The organism is Enterococcus sp. DIV1089c, assembly GCF_050530965.1.
In the GTDB taxonomy this organism is placed as follows: Bacteria; Bacillota; Bacilli; order Lactobacillales; family Enterococcaceae; genus Enterococcus_B; species Enterococcus_B hirae.
This window is the reverse complement of the sequence record NZ_CP172888.1, coordinates 1,617,960-1,640,241: the sequence shown is the minus strand read 5'-3', so window position 1 is coordinate 1,640,241 and position 22,282 is coordinate 1,617,960. Positions and strand designations below refer to the sequence as shown.

16 protein-coding genes and 2 pseudogenes are annotated in these 22,282 nt (G+C 35.4%); 16 read left to right on the top strand and 2 right to left on the bottom strand.

Annotated features, from left to right (window positions below):
* The first annotated feature begins 489 nt into the window (after window positions 1-489).
* Window positions 490-1,752 carry a GHKL domain-containing protein gene (locus tag IGL30_RS07625; protein WP_430618136.1) on the top strand — a complete coding sequence of 421 codons (1,263 nt, stop codon included), beginning with the start codon at window positions 490-492 and terminating at the stop codon, window positions 1,750-1,752.
* A 59-nt stretch (window positions 1,753-1,811) separates the two neighbouring features.
* On the opposite strand, the gene IGL30_RS07620 is transcribed toward IGL30_RS07625, so the two are convergent.
* Window positions 1,812-2,576 (bottom strand): LytTR family transcriptional regulator DNA-binding domain-containing protein, encoded by a 765-nt coding sequence (locus IGL30_RS07620; RefSeq protein ID WP_192924244.1) that lies wholly within the window; start codon window positions 2,574-2,576, stop codon window positions 1,812-1,814.
* 409 nt (window positions 2,577-2,985) lie between these two features.
* On the opposite strand from IGL30_RS07620, the gene IGL30_RS07615 reads away from it, so the two are divergent.
* From IGL30_RS07615 to IGL30_RS07570, 10 genes are all read left to right on the top strand, one after another.
* The gene (locus IGL30_RS07615) at window positions 2,986-3,669 is read left to right on the top strand and encodes a hypothetical protein (RefSeq protein ID WP_123874704.1); all 684 of its coding nucleotides are present in this window, start codon (window positions 2,986-2,988) and stop codon (window positions 3,667-3,669) included.
* A gap of 175 nt (window positions 3,670-3,844) precedes the next feature.
* The gene (locus tag IGL30_RS07610) at window positions 3,845-5,383 is read left to right on the top strand and encodes a sensor histidine kinase (RefSeq protein ID WP_430618134.1); all 1,539 of its coding nucleotides are present in this window, start codon (window positions 3,845-3,847) and stop codon (window positions 5,381-5,383) included.
* Window positions 5,380-6,897, top strand: a complete 1,518-nt coding sequence (locus tag IGL30_RS07605; RefSeq protein ID WP_123874706.1) for a response regulator transcription factor — start codon at window positions 5,380-5,382, stop codon at window positions 6,895-6,897. The genes IGL30_RS07610 and IGL30_RS07605 overlap by 4 nt, the downstream gene beginning before the upstream one ends.
* 226 nt (window positions 6,898-7,123) lie before the next feature.
* The gene (locus tag IGL30_RS07600; RefSeq protein WP_010718906.1) at window positions 7,124-8,092 is read left to right on the top strand and encodes an ABC transporter permease; all 969 of its coding nucleotides are present in this window, start codon (window positions 7,124-7,126) and stop codon (window positions 8,090-8,092) included.
* Between the two features lie 13 nt (window positions 8,093-8,105).
* Window positions 8,106-9,023 carry a carbohydrate ABC transporter permease gene (locus IGL30_RS07595; protein WP_010737756.1) on the top strand — a complete coding sequence of 306 codons (918 nt, stop codon included), beginning with the start codon at window positions 8,106-8,108 and terminating at the stop codon, window positions 9,021-9,023.
* A gap of 16 nt (window positions 9,024-9,039) precedes the next feature.
* On the top strand, window positions 9,040-10,479 hold the full coding sequence (locus IGL30_RS07590) for an ABC transporter substrate-binding protein (protein WP_088744916.1): 1,440 nt from the start codon (window positions 9,040-9,042) through the stop codon (window positions 10,477-10,479).
* Between the two features lie 73 nt (window positions 10,480-10,552).
* On the top strand, window positions 10,553-13,627 hold the full coding sequence (locus tag IGL30_RS07585; protein ID WP_088744915.1) for an alpha-mannosidase: 3,075 nt from the start codon (window positions 10,553-10,555) through the stop codon (window positions 13,625-13,627).
* Window positions 13,620-15,857 (top strand): glycoside hydrolase family 3 N-terminal domain-containing protein, encoded by a 2,238-nt coding sequence (locus IGL30_RS07580; protein ID WP_123874708.1) that lies wholly within the window; start codon window positions 13,620-13,622, stop codon window positions 15,855-15,857. Before IGL30_RS07585 ends, IGL30_RS07580 begins: the two co-directional genes overlap by 8 nt.
* On the top strand, window positions 15,826-17,178 hold the full coding sequence (locus IGL30_RS07575) for an alpha-L-fucosidase (RefSeq protein ID WP_088744948.1): 1,353 nt from the start codon (window positions 15,826-15,828) through the stop codon (window positions 17,176-17,178). The genes IGL30_RS07580 and IGL30_RS07575 overlap by 32 nt, the downstream gene beginning before the upstream one ends.
* A gap of 17 nt (window positions 17,179-17,195) precedes the next feature.
* Window positions 17,196-18,254, top strand: a complete 1,059-nt coding sequence (locus IGL30_RS07570) for a family 20 glycosylhydrolase (RefSeq protein WP_249509695.1) — start codon at window positions 17,196-17,198, stop codon at window positions 18,252-18,254.
* A gap of 175 nt (window positions 18,255-18,429) precedes the next feature.
* On the opposite strand, the pseudogene IGL30_RS07565 reads toward IGL30_RS07570, so the two are convergent.
* A pseudogene (locus tag IGL30_RS07565) lies at window positions 18,430-18,806 on the bottom strand (YccF domain-containing protein).
* 274 nt (window positions 18,807-19,080) lie between these two features.
* Between IGL30_RS07565 and IGL30_RS07560 the strand changes: the two are divergent.
* From IGL30_RS07560 to IGL30_RS07540, 5 genes and pseudogenes are all read left to right on the top strand, one after another.
* Complete coding sequence (locus tag IGL30_RS07560) at window positions 19,081-19,611, top strand: PadR family transcriptional regulator (protein ID WP_010718914.1); 531 nt, start codon at window positions 19,081-19,083, stop codon at window positions 19,609-19,611.
* A gap of 163 nt (window positions 19,612-19,774) precedes the next feature.
* On the top strand, window positions 19,775-21,190 hold the full coding sequence (locus IGL30_RS07555) for an MFS transporter (RefSeq protein ID WP_260221382.1): 1,416 nt from the start codon (window positions 19,775-19,777) through the stop codon (window positions 21,188-21,190).
* Between the two features lie 58 nt (window positions 21,191-21,248).
* The gene (locus tag IGL30_RS07550) at window positions 21,249-21,491 is read left to right on the top strand and encodes a hypothetical protein (RefSeq protein ID WP_010718931.1); all 243 of its coding nucleotides are present in this window, start codon (window positions 21,249-21,251) and stop codon (window positions 21,489-21,491) included.
* Window positions 21,491-21,892, top strand: coding sequence for a type II toxin-antitoxin system death-on-curing family toxin (locus IGL30_RS07545; protein ID WP_053766865.1), 402 nt, complete (start codon window positions 21,491-21,493; stop codon window positions 21,890-21,892). Before IGL30_RS07550 ends, IGL30_RS07545 begins: the two co-directional genes overlap by 1 nt.
* 158 nt (window positions 21,893-22,050) lie before the next feature.
* Window positions 22,051-22,233: pseudogene (locus tag IGL30_RS07540) on the top strand (tyrosine-type recombinase/integrase); the annotation flags it as partial.
* Between the last annotated feature and the right edge of the window lie 49 nt (window positions 22,234-22,282).

The window sequence follows — 22,282 nt, the reverse complement described above, 5'->3', positions numbered from 1 at the left end:
AAATATAGCGGAGCTGGTTAACAGGGATATTCAAATGATTGAAATCCAGATTTTTAATATTGAAATTAGCGAAATAAGCCAAAGATAGCCAAAATTACTTTTTGTATTTAAGCTATCTTTGGCTTATTTTTTTGTATTGTTTTATTAAGGATGGTGCAAATGCTGATCAAAGAAGACTGTTCGTTGATTGAAATAGTTTGGATAGTTCTATGCTACTAAAAAAAGATGAATAAATGAAACTTGGATTTCCATCTAATCGAGAAGGTTAAGGTAACGTGAGATTCAGTTTTACAGTTAAGCTCTAAGGTGGTTAAATAAAAATTGAATTTTTCAAATATTCTAAATATGCTTGCGATTTTTCTAGTATTTTTTATTATTCATGTTATCTTATAACAGTAATGTTATTGGTTGTCAAAAGGGGAGGCACCAATTAATGAAAAAGTGGTATGTTTGAAAATGATAAACTGGTTTGCTTAGGGGGATGGGTTAATGGAAGTGATTATTTATATTATAGTGGTTCATCTTAATTTTGCACTGATAGGTCTCATTTTATTTGCAAAAAAAAGGATTTTTATGGATTGCTTCATTCGTTTGGGATTAACGCTACTTAATATATGGCTGATTGAATGGACGCCAGTATTTTTGGTTTTACTTTATTTTTATAATGGAAAATATATTTTTCAGGAAACAAGAAATCTATTTATTGTTTTTTTATTAAATACTTTTTGTGTAAATTTTATCGGCATTTCTGTTTTTTTGACAATTGAAGTGCCACGATTTTTAGAAAATTATGACTTGTTAGCGAATGCGATCCTAGAAATTTTGCTTTTAGTGGCAATCCTAATTGTAATGAAAGAATTAGATAAAAAGTTTCGAATTAGTAATTATCTATACGCATATAAAAAAAATCGTCTGTTTTCGACATTTTTGATTATATGTATGTTCATGTCACTTTTGTGGTATCATTTGCTTTTTTCGATGGATTCATTGGATTTCCTTTTAACCTCTTTTATTTTAGTTGCTAGTAATTCCTTTTATGGACTACTTATGCTTTTGATTTTATTGAATGAAAAAAAGGAAGAATACTATCAGATCTATTTGGAAAGCATGAAAAAAAATGAAGAATATTATCAAAAGCTAGAAGAATTTCGTCATGATTATAAAAATTATGTTGGTGTGATGGAAGATCTTGTACAGAATAAACAAATTCATAACGAAATAGAGGCCATCGTAGGGGAAGAAAAAGAGTTTTTTGAAACGCAACTCAACGATGCTTTACACATGAAGTTACAAAAAATTTATGATCCACTGTTGCAAGGAGTTTTTGTCAAATTTGTTAAGCGGGCAGAAGAGCTTCGGATACCTTATAAAATCCAAGTTAATCATATCATACCCAAGCTTTCAATGAATTCCTATGACATGATTCGCTTATTTACAAATATTATCGAAAATGCGTTTGTTCATTATGATCAAACGATGGCGAAAGAAAAAAAAAAAATCACGATCATCGTTGAACATTTGTGGGATTGTTTTTATTTTGAATTTAGTAATCCCAGCAAAAACACTGGAAAAAATCTAACTGAATTGTTTCAAAAAGGAACAACCAGTCAGAAAAGTAGTAAGGGAATTGGGTTATACAGTGTCAAAAAAATCGTAGAAGAGAATGAGAATCTTACATTGAATTTAAAGTATGACAAACAAGAGCAACGTTTTTACTGTATCTTAACTTTGAAAAAAGAAACAGTCCATTAAAAAAAAGCCACTTGCCTATTTACTGAATAGGCAAGTGGCTTTTTGTTGTACGTATAGGACTAATGAACCAAATGATTTTCATTTTTCAGATGTTCCATAAAATCTACTAATTTTTTTATACTTCGACGGCTAAGGATCAAGGTATCATCATTTTTAAACACAATTTCATTGTTTTTTTTATCTACTAATTTAATGTTAGCTGGATTGATGGAGTAACTCTTCAAATCATTGAAAAAATGAAAGTTTTGAAACGTTTGTTTTAGTTCTTCAATTTTTCCATGAATCAAAAAAAATTCTGTTTGACAGAAAAATTCAATAGTCGAACGAGAACCTGTGATCTTACTTAAGTAATTGACTTCTTTAGGGTCGATTAAATAGATTTTAGAAAGTGATTCGATTTTAATGAGTTTACTTTGTCCTTGTTGCAAATTCGAATGGTTGAACAATAATTCTTCCAAGCCATTTACAGCTTCCATGATGTCTTTTTTACTATAGTATTTATCTGCTCGAATATTTTGATTGATAATCTCCATCCCTTTAGTTGTGTCATTCGTCAAAAACAGGATGTAACAAGAATGATTTCTCTGACGAATTTTTTTGCTAAAATCAATCCCGGAATGAAAACGGTTCAATTCAATATCAACAATAAAAATATCTGAGTCTTGGATAGGCATAAAATCAAGGTCAGCATAGAATTTTTCTAATTGAGAAGGCAAGGGGATGGTTAACGAAATTGCTGCTAAATTAGCACTACGATTATATTGTTTACGAAATTCTTCTTGATGGAATACATTATCTTCAATATAGTACACTTTCACACACATCACCTCCAACTTTCAATCGTTCTTAGTATAGCAAGAATCAATGTGTGGATAAAGAGAATAAAAGAATAAATTATTAGACTTTTTTTATTTAATATTTAAATAATTGAAAGGAAATATAGATGTTGAAGTAAAATTTGAACGAAAGAGTCAGAGAAAAAACGGTTATTTTGGAAGTCTAAAAATCATCTGGAAATAGTCTACAGACAAAAGCTGGGATACCTTTTTTAAAAGTTGAACCAATGCGTACGGTTTTGTTCGTAAAAAGAAAGAACATCCTATATTAGTTGGTCATATGAAGAAAAGCAAGAATGAGAAAAGAGAAAAATTAATTGAAATAGCCGTTACAAGAAAACGCTTTTATGTTAAGGTAGATACGTAAAATAGTACATTGGTTAGGGAGGGGATTCAATTGACAAGGGAAGAAAAAATATATGATGTAGCATCACAGATCATTTATGTGGTCGTGAACAATCTTTTTTTTATTGTTGTAAATTTACCGCTGTTTAGTTACCTTTATTTGATGATTTATCAAGGAGTTACATTATATCTAATCCTAATGGTTCTTTTTATGATTCTGTTTGCTATTTCATTGATCGCACTATTTGAATCGCTGTATCAGTTTATTATTAAGAAACAGGAAAGCAATCTCCGATTTTTTTGGCGGAGCATCGCTAAGGCATGTTCTTGGGATAGTTTACCTGTCTATTTGCTCATCAGTTTGATTCCTTCAATAGGATTTCTCTTTTTTATGGTTGAACTTTCTCCAATTTTTTCTATATTTGTCATTATTTATGCTATTTTAGCGGTCTACGGGATGTTGATCCTTCCTTTTGCTATCATGGAAACGATCCTTTTCCAAAACACCTTTTTAAAAACGTTGTTGAATGCGATGATTTTATCTTTCCAGAAATGGCAATTACAGCTTTTTACGATTGCCTATCTGTTATTTGTTCTTTTATTGTTTCCACGCTCGCCAGCTATCTTCTTTTTTGTCGGTTTTAGTGGCTACTGCTACTTGTTTTTAACTTTTTATGCACCATTTTTACAAACTCGGATAGCGAGTATTAAGGGATTGGATCAGAGAAATGACTAAAAGCATAACGAGGATTAAACATAACCTTTTGAAACACGCTTTTAATCGTTACATGTTGTGGATGAGCGTTAGTTTATTAGTGTTATTCTTTATTATTTATCTCATCACAGTCTCTTTCCATCAAAAAAGAGATGAAAATCTAAAGGAAATCAACTTAAATTTTTATACAGAAATTATGATGATGAAAAATGCAACAGATAATATGTTGGCGCTTTTGTATGCGGAACAACCTGATTTGGAAGATTTGAGGCAAATTACTAATTTATCACTCGCAGAATACTACGAATACAAAACGACTACTTACATGAAACATGCCGGTTCAAAGTATAATGGAACCCAAAATTTTGTTAATCAGTCCTTTAAAATGAATGATTATTTGTCAACTGTAGTTATTTATCATGCGCAGACGAAACGTAGCGTAGTCTTTCAAAAAGATCAGACAACCACGATGAAAAAAGTGGATGAATTTCATCTAGCAGACCCAAGCGATATCGAAAAGACAAAAAAGCAAATTTTTAAGATAAATAAGAATAGAAATCTGATTGGATTTCACAAAGAATTACATAAAGAAACAGATTTAAGTTACGCAGCAGATGTCTATTTTTATTATGATATTTCTCCATTATTTGAAAAGATTCATTATCAAGTGTTAAGAAACAACGGCAATATTCAAGTTTTCTACAAAAACAACCCTATTCCACCGGAGATAAAACCAAAATATGTTCTAGACCAACGTCAAGCAGAACATTACGTGGTTACAGCCACGACAAAGTATGCCAATGTTTTTACAGAATATTCTTTGATCTATACTGTCTACTCTTTTTTTACCATCCTTGTGTTTTTAGGTTTTTTCCCATTTCTATTTCAGTATTTGCAAAAAATAGAGGGAAGACTCTCTCAACTAACTCAAAAAATTACCAAAGTAAAAACAGGGAATTTTGACCCTGAAAAGTTCGCTCAATCAGACGACTATAAAAGTGATGATGCGATTTCTTTGATCTCTTCTAGTATTGATGAATTAGCGTATCAGTTAAATGACCAGATTCATCAAGTTTATAAAAGTAAGATTAAACAAAAGGATTATCAGATCCAAAGTATTCGGTCTCAGATCAATCCACACTTTCTTTACAATACGTTAGAAGCAATTCGAATGAAAGCAGAACTAAATGAAGATCACGCAGTGGCAGGAATGCTCTTAAATGCTGCAACATTATACCGTAAATTGATCAAGGGGAAAGATGTCATTTGTTTAGCGGAAGAATTGGAATATTGTGATGCTTATCTTAGTCTTTTTGAAATACGTTTTGAAGATGCACTATTTTATGATATCGTTTGTGATCCAAGTCTTGAATCTTTGCTGATTGAGAAATTTACGATCCAACCAATCATCGAAAATTTTATTCATCACGGGATTGATTCGCAACGCCAAGATAACTTCATCGAGATCCATTGTTTTGAAAAGGATGATCGGTTATACATTGAAGTAGTAAATAACGGAAAGCCAATTCCAAAAGTAGAAAAACAAAGAATCCAAAAACAACTTGCTCAAAACAGCCATGATCTGGAGATGACTGCCCCTACTGGCTTATTTGGGGTAGATTATCGAATCAAACAACGCTTTGGTCATCAGTATGGCGTAACATTTACTACGCAAGAAGATTATGTGAAATTTCAAATCACCATGCCTAAAAAAAGAGGAGGGGAGATCGCGTGAATGTTTTACTAGTTGATGATGAACCGTTAATCACAGAAGGAATTGAGAAACTGCTAAAAAAAACAACCGGTAACACAAAAAATTTCACGACATTTAAAACAACTTCCGGTATTGAAGCATTGAAAATCCTAAATGAGGTAGCTATTGATATCTTATTAACAGATATCAGAATGCCTGATATTGATGGATTGGCACTTGCTAAAAAGGCACGTTGTGTACAAAAACAAATAAAAATCATCTTTATCAGTAGTTATGATGATTTTAGTTATCTGAAACAAGCCATTCTCATTGGAAGCAGTGATTATCTTTTAAAACCAGTCGATCCTATTGAGTTAGCCACTACTTTTGGGAAGTTGACAAGAGAAATAAAAGAAGAAAAACTCTTTCAGCATTTGAAGAACAATCAACAGATTGATGTGTTTCGTGTCAATTTGTTGCGGAAATTGCTGCATCAAGAAATTTCGTCAACGGAATTAGCAAAATGGCAGGACATCCTTGAACCAATCACGGATTGGCAAAATTATACCATCACTTACCTAGAAGGTGCTTTTTATAATGATAAACTTTTTGAACGTGTTTCTGAGCAGTTATCGGTATTATTCGTCCAACCTTATAGCCTTTTATTGGAACCGAATAAACTTCTTTTGTTTTTTTCTCCTAAAGAAGAACAACATTATCGGTTAAGTATTCAATATTTATGTGAGACATTTGATTTATTTGCGGTCATCGGTAGTGGCTGCCATTCATTAATTGAGATCACGCATTCTTATCGAAGTATTGAACCATTTATGGAAAGTAAAAATATCTTGGAAAACCCATTAGTCATTGATCTATTTCCTAAAACTACATTGATCAACGAATACCAACTAACGCAGAAAATTTATTTTAAAAGTTTAGCTTATCTTGAAAACCAATCAATTGAAGCATTCCAACAATTAGCTATTGCCAATATTGATCAATGGAAAGACCATCCGATTCAGTCGTTAGTATGTCATTACTTGCTGATCGCACTTCACAAAGGGATTGCTACTCTGGAAAAACAAGAACAAGCTTATCAAGAGTTACAACCATTGCTCTACGCATTAAAGACAGCAGACAAATCAGTTTTTAAGAAAAAGATAGGTACGATCTGTTCAAAACTGACTGAAATAAGTTGTACCACAAAAAGTCATTCTCCAGTGATTGACCAAATCTTATATCTAGTCAATCAGGATTTCACGAAACGCTACTCTTTAAAATCATTAGCTGAGCGATTTCATATGAATCCAGCCTATCTTGGACAGCTTTTTTTAAAAGAATTGAATATGAGTTTTAGTGAATATGATAAAAAAATTCGTATGAGAGAAGCCAATCAGCGAATCAAAGAGAGTACGGAAAGAATTACTGTGATCGCAAAAGCCTTAGGATATGATGATATCAGTTTATTTTATCGTCATTATAAAAAAGAATACGGAATAACCCCCAATAAAGCACGCAAGTTCGAAAATGAAAGAGAGCCGTTGAACCTAAAATGAAAAATCATTCTTTTATCATTTTTTATGACTAAGAAAGGCGTAGCAAAACCAATAATGAAATCATGAATCATTTTTCGAGAAGAGTGATATTCCAGACTCTTCTTTTTTGTGTCTTTATTACATACAAAAAATATTGTCTATAATTTTGCCAATAAATCTATAAAATCGCAAATTGAGAAAGCGCTTTGTTTACTTTATGATAAACGTAGATAAGGAGTTGAACAGGATGGAAGAAAAATTAGCAGCAACATTTGTCAAAAAGAAGCAGGAAAATCGTGTGTTAAAAACATTTAAAAAAAACCGACCTTTATTTTTCCTTTCTTTACCAGGAATTATTTGGTTTGCGATATTTTCCTATTTTCCACTTTTTGCGATTTTAGTGGCGTTTAAAGATTTTCGATTAAGTGGTAATTTTTTTGAGAGTTTTATGAAGAGTGATTGGGTCGCTTTTAAAAACTTTGAATTTATTTTTAAAAGTGGGAATGCTAGCCTGATTATTCGCAACACGGTTGGTTATAATGTGCTGTTCATTGTTATGGGAATCATCGTGCCATTGATCCTTGCATTATTGTTAAATGAAATTTTCAGTAAGCGACTATCAAAATTGTATCAAAGTGTCATGTTTATTCCTTACTTTCTTTCGATGGTCGTTGTCAGTTATATCGTATTTGCATTTTTGGACCCGACAAATGGGTTTATCAATCAGTTTTTAATAAGTATTGGGAAAGAGCCGATCCAATTTTATATGCAAGCAAAGTATTGGCCTTATATTTTAGTCGTTGTACAAATGTGGAAAACGATGGGCTACAATATGATTATTTTTTTAGCCGCAATATGCGGGTTTGATAAATCTTATTACGAAGCAGCTAATCTTGATGGAGCAACAAAATTCCAACAAATCTGGTATGTCACGATTCCTATGTTGAAACCGGTGATCATTATGTTGACGATTTTAGCAGTAGGGGGGATCTTTCGGACAGACTTCGGATTGTTTTATCAAGTGCCAAAAGATTCAGGGGCGCTTATCAATGTGACACAAACCATTGACACTTATATCTATCGCGGATTGTCGTCTATGGGAGATATCGGTTTATCGGCTGCTGGTGGACTGTTGCAGTCAGTAGTTGGCTTCTTTTTAGTGTTAGGAACCAACATGATCGTCAAAAAAATCGATAAAACACAAGGAATCTTTTAAGGGAGGAAAAAGAGTGGAAGCAAAAAAAACACTAGGTGAATCTTTGAACCGATTTGGACGAATCAGTAAAAAAAATAACCTTTTGATTAGTCTGGGTTTAGGGATATTGACCTTTTTAACTGCTGTTCCTTTTATTTTAGTTTGTATTATCGCCTTTACTGATTCAGAATCGATCCAACGAAACGGGTACCGACTGCTACCTGAAAAATGGAGCCTAGCAGCTTTTCAAGCAATTTTTGAAGAAGGAGCGATTTTTTCCGCATTCGGTACAACGATTTTCATTACGATCATTGGGACCGTCATCGGTGTGTTTTTAATGTCGACCTTTGCGTATACCCTTTCTCGAAAGACTTACGCTTATCGAGGGTTTTTATCAAGGTATTCTTTGATACCCATGTTGTTTAGCGGTGGGATGATTGGTAATTACATTGTGGTTGTGAATGTTTTAGGGTTGAGGAACTCTATCTGGGCATTGATTTTACCTTTGTGTATGTCCACATTTTCAATCATGGTTTTGAAAACGTTTTATCAAATGTCTGTCCCAGAAGCATTGATTGAATCAGCATATATCGATGGTGCCAGTGAGTGGTTGATTTATTTTAAAATCGTACTTCCGTTATCGTTACCAGGTATCGCAACCATTGCCTTATTTTTAACCTTAGGCTATTGGAATGATTGGTTTTCAGCATTACTTTATACCGATAATAATCAATTGGTACCGTTACAGTATTTGTTGATGAAGATGGAGAATAATATTGAATTTATTGCAAACAATGCTGGAAAAATGGGGATGACCCAAACCGGTGCTTTACCCACTGAAACGATCAAAATGGCGGTGGTAGTAGTAGCTACTTTACCGATCTTGATTGCATATCCTTTTTTTCAAAAATATTTTATTGGTGGTTTAACTGTTGGCGCAGTGAAAGAATAGTATAGGAGGAAAAATAATGAAAAAATTTGTATTGCTAGGAGCTGCATTATTAGCAGGAGGTCTTTTAACAGGATGTTCAAGTAACAAAACCAGTAATGCGAGTGAGTCTGGTACGGTGGATCTTACTTGGTACATAACGGGTATTCCACAAAAAGATGTGGCAAAAGTGAATGAGGAGGTCAATAAGTATACAAAGGACAAATATAATGTCACAGTGTCTCTTAATCAAATTGACTGGGGTGAATATGACCAAAAGATGAGCGCACTGGTCAATGCCGGAGAAAGCTTTGATCTCGCATTTACTGCTTCTTGGCTAGGAGGATTTAATTATTTAACCAATGCTCGAAAGGGCGCATTGTACGATATCACAGAATTACTTGATAATGAAAACCAAGGATTAAAAGCTGAAATCTACGAGAATTTTTGGAAAGGTTCCACCATTGATGGAAAGATATATGGGGTACCAGCGCAAAAAGAAATCGCTGCTACGGAATATTTTGTCTTTAATAAAGAACTAGTTGATAAATATGATGTTCCGTACGAATCAATCAAAACCTATGATGAACTTGAACCATGGCTCAAAACGATCAAGGAAAAAGAAGGAATCAATCCTTGGTACATGTCTGAAGGTTACCGAAACCCTTATAAATTCGATGAATTATCAACATCCGTTGGGATCAACCTTGAAGGAGATGAAGGGAAGATCGTCAATTATTATTTTGAGAAACCATACGTTGAACGGGTTGAAAAAGTGAGAGATTTTATGAAAAAAGGCTATGTCAATAAAGATGCAGCGCTGGCAAAACAAACCGATATTGTTGGGAAAGAATGGTTTGTTACTTCAACCGTGATGGGACCACTTGATACAGCAACAGTCAAAGACCAAGTGAAAAAAGATGTAGTGGTAACGCCTATGGTAGATTCAATTGTGACGAATGCTTCAGCAATGGGTGGCGGTACGGTGATCAGTGCGAACTCGAAACATCCAAAAGAAGCGATGAAGCTATTAGAAGCTGTAAATACCGACGAAAAATTGATGAATCTCTTATCCTATGGTATTGAAGGAACACATTATGAAAAAACTGGGGAGAAGACAATCAAATGGTTAGATGCTCATAGCAATTATACGATGCCATTTTATATGTTTGGGAATTACTTCAATCTTTATCACCAAGAAGGTGCACCAACAGACGAATGGGAAGTGTTGAAATCTTATAATGAGCAAGCAGAAGCATCCCCAGCACTTGGATTCAACTTTGACACGAAAGCTGTGACAACGCAACTTGCTGCTTTGAATAACGTACAAGAAGAATTTAAAGCATTGATCAACACTGGCTCAGTTGAAACACAAGAGAATTTGAATAATATGAAGAAAAAAATGAATGCGGCTGGACTAGATGAAATTATCACGGAAATGCAAACACAATATGATAGTTGGAAAAAAGAACAAAAATAATACAGATAGTACAAGCCAGGAGCTCAATTTTTTTAGTTGTTTCCTGGCTTTTCACTAGAAAAAGAGGAATAGTGTGAAAAAATTACTAGAATTTGAACGTGTGCAACGAATCATCATAGAGTTAAAAAAGAACATGATCAAAACTGCGATACCTGTTGAGAATTTAGTTTTTCATTCTGAAACGGGGACAAAAGAATTTGAAAGAGGTGCTTATTTTGGCGAAAAAAATCAGTACTATACAATTGCAGGAGAACTCTGTTTACCAAATGAATTTCAAAATCAAACAGTCGATTTAGCAATCTTTTCTTCACTAACTGAATGGGATTCAACGACAAACCCACAAATAAAAGTGTATTTTGATGATCAGCTGATCCAAGGATTAGATGTTAACCATACGACTTTGCGGTTACCCAAAGAATATGCTTCAAGAGATCGGATTCCATTGCAAATCGAGGTTTTTTCAGGTCGGGAGGAAAAAAAATATCCTTTGACGGTTGAGCTAAGGCTGATCGATCCTTTGTCTTATGAACTCTATTACGATTTGTTCGTGATATTGGATAGTTGGCGATCGCTAAACGAGCATGACTCGAATTATATCTATTATGAAAGAGAATTAGGACAAGTAGTTGATCAATTGAATTTTTATAAACCTTATAGCTCAGAATATTATCAAGGATTAATGAAAGCAAAAGAACACTTAGAACGTGCATTTTATCAAACAGGCTTAGTAAAAAATGCTCCTCGTGCCTTGGTTGTTGGTCATACACATATCGATTTGGCTTGGTTATGGACAGTGATGCAGGCGGTTGAAAAGGGAGAACGTAGTTTTTCGACTGTATTGAAATTAATGGAGGAATATGATGAACTGACTTTCATTCAGAGTCAACCACAAATGTATCAATTGATCAAAGATACCTATCCGCAACTATATGAGAAAATCAAAGAAAAAATTGTTGCAGGCAAGTGGATTCCAGAAGGGGCTATGTGGGTAGAAGCAGATTGTAATCTTGCTTCAGGTGAATCATTGGTCCGTCAATTTCTTTATGGGAAACAATTTATACGCGAAGAGTTTGGTCAAGAAAGTCAAATTTTGTGGTTACCAGATGTTTTTGGCTATTCTGCAGCTTTGCCGCAAATTTTGAAAAAAACAAACACGCCCTATTTCATGACAACAAAACTTTCTTGGAATCAATTCAATCAGATCCCTTATGACAGCTTTTTTTGGCAAGGAATCGATGGTAGCCGAGCGCTAACTCATTTTATTACGACAATCAGTGACGGTTATAGCCCGACACCTTACTATACGACTTACAATGGACTACTCGATCCTTATACGGTGAAAGGAAGTTGGGAACGATACTTAGATAAGGATGTCAATGACAGTATTCTGATCGCTTACGGTTATGGAGACGGTGGTGGAGGACCAACACGAGACATGTTGGAAACGTTGAAACGCATGAAAAAAGGTTTGCCGAGTATGCCCCAAGTCATTGAAAGCACAGCGATTGATTTTTTTGAAGAACTCTCCGAAAAAATGGTCAAGCATCAGGAAAAAGAGTGGCTCGGAGAACTGTATTTTGAATACCATCGGGGAACGTATACCTCCATCGGGAAAAACAAGCGCAACAATCGATTTGGTGAAACGTTATTACAGACAGTTGAAAAATTATATAGTATCTTTGCCCGAGAAAAATATCCAGCTGAAATGTTGGAAAAATCATGGAAACAATTATTGTTAAATCAATTCCATGATATTCTTCCAGGAAGCGGAATCAAAGAAGTTTATGATCAGACAGATATTGATTATCACGAACTTTTCACTGAAATGAATCAATTAATTGACACAGTGTTGCCAAGTCACGATGCAGGACAGTTTCTTTATCTGTTCAACCCTAGCGGAGTAAGTGAACAAGTCATCGTTCCATTACCACTGGAGTCAGGAGAATGTCTGGAACACCAAGGACAGTCGATTGTCAGCCAAAAAACGTATGATGGACAATTCTTAGGACGATTCGATCATTTACCTGCTCTCGGTGGGAGTTATTACACTATTGTAAAATCAGATCGTGAAGTCACGACTAAAACGGAAACCACTCCTTTAACTAAGCAATACGAGACACCAGACTTTAGTCTTTTATTCGACGAACACTATCGTATGATCAGTGCATTCGATAAAAAGAACCAACGAGAAATCGCTGGTAAGAAAGCAGTGAACGAACTACTGGTTTACGAAGATCTGCCTTTAAATTATGATGCATGGGACATTGATTTTTACTATAAAAATAAACCAACAATCATCACCGATATTCAAGAAGCATTGATTGTTGACCAAGGTCCGATTCGGGATACGTTGAAAATCGTTAGAAAGTTTTATGATTCGACCATTACGCAATACATCCATTTGATTCACGGAAAAGCACGAATCGATTTTGAAACGAAGATTGATTGGCAGCAAAATCATAGTCTCCTTCGAGCAGAGTTTCCAGTGCCTGTCAATGCCTATCAAGCGACTTATGATATCCAGTTTGGCAATCTACAACGACCGGCGCATAAAAATACTTCGTGGGACAAAGCAAAGTTTGAAGTATGTGGACATAAATGGGTCGATCTATCCGATGATGGCTATGGGATTTCATTATTGACAGATTCAAAGTATGGCTTTGATGCTCAATACCAACATTTAGGAGTCTCATTGATCAAATCCGCCACAGATCCTTATGAAACAGCAGATCAAGGCAATCATCAGTTCACCTACTCGCTTTATTGCCATGCTCAAACGTGGAAGGAAGCGAAGACCCAAGAAGAAGCTCGTCAATTAAATATCCCTTGTTTGGCTGTTCGTCAAGAACAGAAAACTTTACCAGAAGGTTCGTGGGTGAACTGTCAAGAACGAAACATTTGTCTGGAAACCTTAAAGAAAGCTGAAACGGATGGATCCATCATTATGCGGGCTTATGAATTTGAAAATCGCCAAACAACAACGGTCTTAAAATTTTCTCAGCCAATTCAACATGTACAGATTTGCGATCTATTAGAAAATCCAATTGAAACGGTCGCTTTAGATAATGATCATGAAGTTACTGTGGTGTTCAAACCTTACGAGATCCATACCTTCAAAATCCAATTAAAGGAGCAGAACGATGGGTGATTTGCAAAAATTGTTGCAAAAAATGACACTAAAAGAAAAAGTTGGACAATTGAATCAACGATTGTATGGCTGGCAAGTCTACGAAAAAAAAGACGGAAAGCTTTTTTTGACGGACTATTTCAAAAATGAAGTGAAAAAATATGGCACAGTCGGTGTCATTTATGGGGTATTTCGTGCCGATCCTTGGTCTGAAAGAAATGAGCTGACTGGATTAACAACCAGTGAGGCACAAGAAGTCAGTCAGATGATCCAACAATACATGAAAAAAGAGACCCGTTTAAAAATACCGGTCTTATTATCCGAAGAATGTCCTCATGGGCATCAAGCCTTAGAAGCCACCACTTTGCCAACGAATTTTTCAGTGGGATGTAGTTGGAATCCCGAACTTTATCAACAATTGCAAGAAGTCGTGGCTGCTGAGTTACAGGAAAAAGGAGCTCATCTTGGACTGATTTCGACTTTAGATCTATTAAGAGATCCACGCTGGGGCAGAACAGAAGAATGTTTTAGTGAAGATCCGTATCTAACAGCGGCCTTTACCCAAGCAGCTGTAACTGGTTTACAAAAAGAACAAAAAATTAAAGCTGTGTTAAAACATTTGGCTGGTCAAGGAAACGTCATGGGAGGACATAATTCTGGTCCAGTGGCAATCGGAGAGCGTGAGTTAAGGGAAATCCATTTACCCGCCATTCGAGCAGGAATTAAAGCTGGCGCAAAAGGCTGTATGGCAGCGTATAACGATATTGATGGTATATTTTGTCACACGAATCCCCATTTGTTACAAGAAATTTTACGAGAAGAATACGGGTTTTCTGGAATCGTCATGGCCGATGGTTGTGCATTAGATCGAGTGGCAGAAACTTGTGGCGATCCATCAATGGCTGCAGCCAAAGCCATCTCTAGTGGAGTTGATCTTAGCTTATGGGACGAGGTGTTTCCTTATCTAGAACAAGCAGTGGCTATTGGGCTGGTAAGTGAAGAAGTGATTGATCGTTCTGTTTTAAGAATTCTTGAGTTGAAAAGCGAATTAGGTCTTTTCTCTAGCCAAAGTTCACCGAAAGTTTCTTTTACTTCGGCACAAAAAGAAACGTTGTGTACAGCTTTGGCAGAAGACAGTCTAGTATTGTTGAAAAATGACAATATATTACCTTTGAAAAAAGAGAAATTAAATAAAATTGGAGTTGTAGGACCTCATGCGAATAATATCTATCATCTATTAGGTGATTACACGCCTTTTAAAAAAATAGCATCATGTTGCAATGTATTGCAGGGAATCAAGGAGTATACGGCAAATTCAACTACCCAATTGGCTTTTGCTCAAGGCTGTCAGATCACAACTGATCTACCTCAAGGACTAGACGAAGCAAATCAAGTAGCTGAAAATGCAGATGTCATTGTCGTGACTTTAGGTGGGTCCAGTGCCAGAGATTTTTCAACGGCTTTTGCTAAAAATGGCGCTGCATTACAGGGATCACAAGAAATGACTAGTGGGGAAAATATTGATCTAGCCTCGATCGAACTACCGGAATGCCAAATTAAACTAGTCAAGGAATTAGCAAAACATGGAAAACCAGTCATTGCCGTTTTGATTGAAGGCCGACCTCATAGTATCTCAGCGATTGAACCATATGTTTCAGCGATTCTTTTCGCTGGCTATCCAGGACAATACGGAGGAAAAGCGATCGCGAATGTTCTCTTTGGAAAAAATCCGAATGGTAGATTAGCTTTTACGATTCCTGAGCATTCAGGTCAATTACCCGTTTATTATAACTATCGAAATACTCAATTTAAAGAAACGTATACCGATTATCCTGAAAAGCCAATCTATCGTTTTGGCTATGGCTTAAGCTATACATCGTTTGAATTGACCGATGTACTCTTTACCGATCATCAAGATCATTCGATTAAGGTTTCTTGTCGATTGAAAAACACAGGTAATCATAGTGGAGCAGAGACGATTCAAATTTACGGGAAAAAACAACAAGGTTTTATTCCCCCACGAGAAAAAGAATTGCTCGCATTTAAAAAAGTACATCTAACCCCATTGGAAGAACGAATGATTGAAATTATCCTAACAAAAGAACAGTTATACTATTTAGATGAAACGTTTAAAGAAGTATTGCCAAGAGAAGTTCATTTGACAGTTGAAACAGTTACCTTTAAACAAAGTATTCAATTATTTAGAAAGGTTGATGATCATGAAAAAAGCACATGGTGTATCCGCAGTTGACCAGGAAAACGAAGACCGTAAGCTGCGAAAAGACATTGTCGAAAACCATCAAAGCGAAACAGATCATTACCAGGAGTTACCCGCTAATATCCAAAAAAAACTCGATTGGTTTCAAGATCAAAAACTGGGCGTGATCTTTCATTGGGGGCTGTATAGTATTCCCGGTATTGTAGAGTCTTGGCAATTGTCACAAGAAGACAGCTGGGCAAGAAAAATACCTTGGCGCACGAACATGGTCGAATTAAGAGAAGATTATTGGGGGTTGATCCATAGTTTCAATCCTTATAAGTTTGAACCAACTAAGTGGGCAAAGCTGTGCCGACAAGCTGGTTTTCGCTACATGATTTTTACAACAAAACATCATGACGGCTTTACAATGTATGATACAAAGTATTCGGATTATAAAGTAACTGCAGCGACATGTCCCTACCATAAAGCGCCTCAAGCAGATATTTTTAAGGCAGTTGTCACCGCTTTTAGAAAGGAAGGACTAGCGACAGGTGCTTATTATTCAAAGCCAGATTGGCATAGCCCTTATTATTGGTTACCTGAAAGAGAAGCGACTGGACGATATGCAAATTATGACCCCAAAGAGTTGCCTGAAATCTGGCAGAAATATGATCGGTTTGTTACGAATCAACTCATTGAAATTAGCCAAAATTATGGCCAACTTGATATCTTATGGTTAGATGGAGGCTGGGTGAATCAGGGCAATGAGCAACTCGATATGGAAAAAATAGCGAGTGAAGTCAGGCATTCTCAGCCAGATCTCTTGATTGTCGATCGAACAATTGGTGGGGCCTATGAGAACTATGTGACACCAGAAAGAAAAATACCTGAACAACCACCAGTCAAAGTATGGGAAAGCAATATCCCATTAACCAAAAATTGGGGCTATTGGCCAAATGATGAATATAAAGAAGTAGCAGAAGTTATTCTATCATTCGTCCAGATCGTTGCAAAAGGAGGAAATCTACTACTAGGAATCGGACCTAAACCAAATGGAGAGTTACCTACAGAAGCGGTAGCGATTTTAGAAAGACTAGGCGATTGGTTGGAAAAATATGGCGAAGGAATCTATGAGACAAGAGCAGTACCGTTTGATTCCCCTGAAGGCTGGTATGTGACCCAGAAAAATGACGATTATTACTTTTTTTATAAAGAAAACGCTTCATCTTTATTGCTGTCTGAGGTAGGATTGGATTATAGAAACTTTACCATTCAAGAACTGTCTGAAAAAAATCAGACAAAGAGATCTGAAACTTTATTACCAGGAAAAACGATGGAGGGCATTGGTTGTTGGCAACTAATGGCAGAATAAGGAGTGGATGCTAATTGATGAATGAATCAAACAAGCCATTATCTGTTACAAAAGCACCTTCTTTAAAAGAGCGTGGCGTGATTTTAGATATTGGTCGTAAATTTTATTCAATGGATTTTCTGAAAAAACTTGTAGACTACATGGCTTCATTGAAAATGAATGCTTTGCAACTTCACTTTTCTGATAATGAAGGATTTCGGTTGGAATGCGAAACAATTCCAGAAATCACATCAGAGAAATTTTTGACGAAACAGGAAATGACGGATTTGATTGATTATGCGGAGCAAAAGGGGATTTCTGTGATTCCAGAGTTTGATAGTCCTGGTCATTTGCAACGGTTGTTGGCAATCTATCCACAATGGCAAATGGAGCGAAAAGGCGAGGATTCTTTGATTTTCCCCACTAATCGAGCCCTTGATATCACCAAAAAAGATGCGGTTACCATGATCAAAAAGATGATAAAAGAATATGCAGAGTTATTTCATCGTTCCGACTATTTCCATTTAGGGGCAGATGAATACATTGAATTTTCAGAGTTGGATAAATATCCTGCATTAAAAGCACAAGCAATCGCTGAATACCACGACCCAACTCGTCAGTATGATGTTTTCATCGACTACATCAATGAGTTAGCAGATTATGTCGAAACATTAGGTAAAAAAGCTAGAATTTGGAATGATGGTGTCTATAAAAAAGGACTGCTCATGAAAAGTAAATTAAAACCTTCTATTCAAATTACGTATTGGACGAAACATCAAGCAACAATGGCGACTGCGGGGGAATTTCTCACTCGTGACCATCAATTGATCAATGTCAACGATCAATTTTTCTATTTTGTTTTAGGAGAAGGTGCCAGTTATAAATATCCTACAGCTCAAAAGATTCAAGACCACTGGACGATTAATCAATTTCCTGAAAACCAACGATTAACAAACGAACAAATGAAAAAAGTACAAGGTGCCTATTTTGCTATCTGGAGTGACTACCCTGATGCTTTGACTGAAGAGGAAGTCTTAACAATGATTAAAGAACCATTAGCTGCACAACAGCAAATCATCTGGCACGAAACAATATGAACAATCAGTGATCAAAGAGGTGAATCTATAGTTGATGTTGTCTTCAATAATTGATCCTGGTGTTTCTTAAAAGTTGTCCAAACAAAAAAGCCGAAGATTTCAAAAATTATTTCTTTTTTGACATTCTTCGGCTTTTTTAGATCTAGAAATTGTTACCAGGTTCTTAACTATCTAATCAATAATAAGATCTGGTTAGAACGATTCTCGTACCAAAAGGCATCAACGCTAATTTAGCTAATTTAAACGACTGTTTACCAAATGGAATACCAATGATCGTAATATAGAGTATAGACCACTAATCACGTGGTCAATCGCTAATGGGAGTCCACTGATAATCAACCAGATGATATTGATAATTAAAGAAGTCCCACTATCGCTATAAATGACTTCTTTACCAAATGGGAAAAAGCTAAGAGTTGCCAGCTTAAAACATTGTAACCCGATTGGAATACCAATGATCGTTATACACCAAATGACTCCTGCTAAAAACCAACCAATCCCACCGATACAGCCTCCAAAAATAAACCAAATCAAGTTTCCTAACATTCTCATTTTAACACCTACTAAATTTTTTCCCATTATACCATGTAATGGTTCTTAGATTTCCTTTATTAAAGTTATTTAATTATGTGTTTTTTGTTTTGAATAAATGTTTTTTAATATTAATTATATATATAAATAGTTATTTAATGGTGAACTAAGAACAGAAAGAATGTGAATGGCAAAGTGGGTTTGCTTAATTACCTTAATAAAGAAAAGTGATTGACTTATGCATCTTTTAGATATATCATTCTTGTATCTAAAAGATAGATAAGGAGGAAGAAACATGATGAATGAACTGTTTGTTCTAGGAGAATTGATGGAATCACCACAAAATGGTTATCACTTAAGAAATGCAATGCAGGCTTCTTTAGGCAAAAATCGCAAAGTCAGTTTTGGTGTTTTATACCCATTGTTAGACAAGTTGGCAAAAAATGGCTTAATCACTATTACTGTTAATGAAGAAGGCCGTACACAAAAGACTGCCAGTATTACTGATAAAGGACGTCAACGATTTTTTGAATTAATGAAACAAGATGTTCCCAGTGGCGCTCATACAGAAGAAATTTATTTAATCAAACTCGATTCGATGCAACATCTCTCATTAGACGAGCAAAAAGAATTATTAATGGTCTACATACGTGAAAAACAAATCACGGTTGACGAAATCAAGGGCTATTTAAAAAAATTAGACGAAGTAAAAAAAATTGATCATTGGTATGCGACTAAAAAATTAGAATTATTACTTGGAAAAGCCCAGTTAGCAATCCAGTGGGCAGAAGATTTTTTATCAGAACTACCTTATAGGGAAGAATAGACTTGATCAATAGAACAAGACGTGACAGTCCTTATCAACGGAGCGCTTTTTAAAACGTCATAAAAAAGCAACGATACTGTAACTTTTTATTAGTTACAGTCTCTTTTATACAAAAAAATATATATCTAAAAGATATATTAAGGATGATATTTGGAGGAAGAACATGTCTCAACAAATCAAAATTGCCTTAGTAATGGCAATGAGTTTATTTATGGAAATATTAGATGGTACGATTGTTACAACAGCTTTACCCAAAATGGCGACCACTTTTTCAACAAGTATGTCACAAATCTCACTTTTAATCAGTGCGTATTTAGTCACAGTGGCGATTTTTATCCCAATGAGTGGTTGGTTAGCCAATTATTTTGGTAAGAAAAAAATCTGGCTTCTGGCTGTTTTCCTATTCACCATTAGTTCATTAGGGAGCGCCCTTGCGCCTAGTTTTGGGGTTCTTTTAGGAATGCGAATGTTACAAGGTTTCTCTGGAGCGTTGATGACACCTACTGCACGATTGATCGTTTTTGAAAAAACGCCAGTCGACCAACTATTAAAAATGACGAGTTATCTTGTTTGGCCAGCATTAATCGCACCTGCGATCGCTCCTATAATGGGTGGAGCAATCATTACCTATTTAAGTTGGCATTGGATTTTTTTGATCAATTTGCCAATCGGTATGTCGATCTTGATTCTAGGATATTCATTGATTCCGTCAGACCATGACCTGATTAAAAATAAATTTGATTGGCTCGGTTTTGTGGAAATGGCAATGGCATCCACCTTACTTGTAGTCGGTGCAGAATTATCTTCACGAGACGGTCTTTCATTTGAGATAGCAGGAATTGTGTGTATCGTGAGTGGAATAATATTTCTTTTGTTCACATATCAACATTTAAATAAAGTCGAACAACCCTTATTTTCATTAAAAGCCCTATCAAAAACTTCTTTTAGAATCGGCCAAACCAGTGGGGCAATCCTTTGGTTATCTGTCGGAGCGATGCCATACTTGTTGACGATCTATTTACAAAATATTTTTCATTGGTCAGCAGTCGTTGCAGGAAGTTATGTTATTTTCATTTTTATTGGAAATATTGGGATCAAACCCTTCACGACATCGATTATTCGCTCACTTAACTACAAAGGGGCACTGATTGCGTCATTTCTCATGATTTTGAGTAGTTCTTTCTGTTTGTTTTTCATTGAATCAACCACGTTTCCAGCGACTATTATGTTACTAGCTTTTGCTTCAGGAATCGGACGCTCGCTTGCACTCACAGCGTTTATGGGATTAAGTGAGAAAGAGGCGAAAGAGGAGTTTGATGAACCACAGAATCCTGAAGAGATGGATAATCTAAATGTGACCGTGGATAACTTGGAAGAACTTGCATTAACCCAAGCAGGAAAAGCTTATTTTGATCAAGAACAAGATCAAGAATTACTAACGAAGTATGTGCTACCTATGAATCGAATGGAACAATTAGAACCAGATTTTAGAAGTTTGGAAGAATCAGAAGAACTTTTATTTAGTTCAATCGCAGAACAAGAAAATGAGAAAGAGAACACAAAAAATTCCTTCAATTGATATACGCCCTGGTTTAAGCTATACTGTATATACGGTATAACTTAAGGAGGCATTTAAGATGGAAATCAAGGAAAGAAAAATTAGAAAAAGTGGAAATTCAATCGTTTTGACTTTGTCAAAAGAAGTATTGGAAAAAATTGGTGTAAAAGAAAATGATTTTGTTTATGTAGATGAAGAAAAGTTAATTGAAGCCATCAGTAAAAAAGAGCCAAAATCTTCACACGACTTAAAAATAGACCAATTGATTAATGATTCATTTCATGACTATGAACAGATGTACAAGGAGTTGGCAAACCATTGATCAACTACCTGACAGAAAAAGATATCATTAAAATGAATGTCCACTTAATCAGCTGGCAAACACCAGGTGAAATGACCGGTGTAAGAGATGCAAGTGCATTAGCTATGGCTGTAAACCAGCCGCGTCAGGAAATATTTGGTCAAGAGTTGTACGAAACGATTGAAGAAAAAGCAGCCATCTTAGGAATCAATCTTATAAAGAAACACCCCTTTCAAAATGCAAATAAACGTACCGCTTTTATGGCGATGGATGTCTTTTTACGGTTAAATCAGGTCAAAGTATCCTTTAAACAAAACGAAGCCATTGATTTTGTTGTCAAGATAGCTACGCATGATTCAGAAGATTTTGATCAATTAAAAAGAAGTGTTGTCGACACAATTAATGATCATATGATGAACTAAAAATTTATAATTAAGTGTTTTATAAAAAAGAAAGAAGATTGATGAGGAAATCAGCCTTCTTTTTTTGCGTAACAGAGGTGAAAAATGAAAAAAATTGCGTATTTAATTATAGCTACTTCTTTTCTCATGTTATCTCCATTTCAATTATTCTAATATATGTAACTACGCATACTTTTCGCTACACACATATTTCTTTCTTGGCAGAAGCAGGCGTTCCGATTAAAGCGATCATGGAGCGAGTGGGTCACTCCAACATGAAAACAACTTTAGAAATTTATAACCAAGTAACCAATACAACCAAAGAAAAACTAGTCCAAGAAGTCGATTCTTGGATTTTTTAGTGGATTTGTTTGGAAAATACGGTTAGTATGCGTATATGAGAGGTTGTGA

Coding starts and splice junctions, on each gene's coding strand:
- IGL30_RS07625 (WP_430618136.1), top strand. CDS start 490: ATGGAAGTGATTATTTATATTATAGTGGTTCATCTTAATTTTGCACTG.
- IGL30_RS07620 (WP_192924244.1), bottom strand. CDS start 2,576: ATGTGTGTGAAAGTGTACTATATTGAAGATAATGTATTCCATCAAGAA.
- IGL30_RS07610 (WP_430618134.1), top strand. CDS start 3,845: ATGATGATGAAAAATGCAACAGATAATATGTTGGCGCTTTTGTATGCG.
- IGL30_RS07600 (WP_010718906.1), top strand. CDS start 7,124: ATGGAAGAAAAATTAGCAGCAACATTTGTCAAAAAGAAGCAGGAAAAT.
- IGL30_RS07590 (WP_088744916.1), top strand. CDS start 9,040: ATGAAAAAATTTGTATTGCTAGGAGCTGCATTATTAGCAGGAGGTCTT.
- IGL30_RS07580 (WP_123874708.1), top strand. CDS start 13,620: ATGGGTGATTTGCAAAAATTGTTGCAAAAAATGACACTAAAAGAAAAA.
- IGL30_RS07575 (WP_088744948.1), top strand. CDS start 15,826: ATGAAAAAAGCACATGGTGTATCCGCAGTTGACCAGGAAAACGAAGAC.
- IGL30_RS07570 (WP_249509695.1), top strand. CDS start 17,196: ATGAATGAATCAAACAAGCCATTATCTGTTACAAAAGCACCTTCTTTA.
- IGL30_RS07560 (WP_010718914.1), top strand. CDS start 19,081: ATGATGAATGAACTGTTTGTTCTAGGAGAATTGATGGAATCACCACAA.
- IGL30_RS07555 (WP_260221382.1), top strand. CDS start 19,775: ATGTCTCAACAAATCAAAATTGCCTTAGTAATGGCAATGAGTTTATTT.
- IGL30_RS07550 (WP_010718931.1), top strand. CDS start 21,249: ATGGAAATCAAGGAAAGAAAAATTAGAAAAAGTGGAAATTCAATCGTT.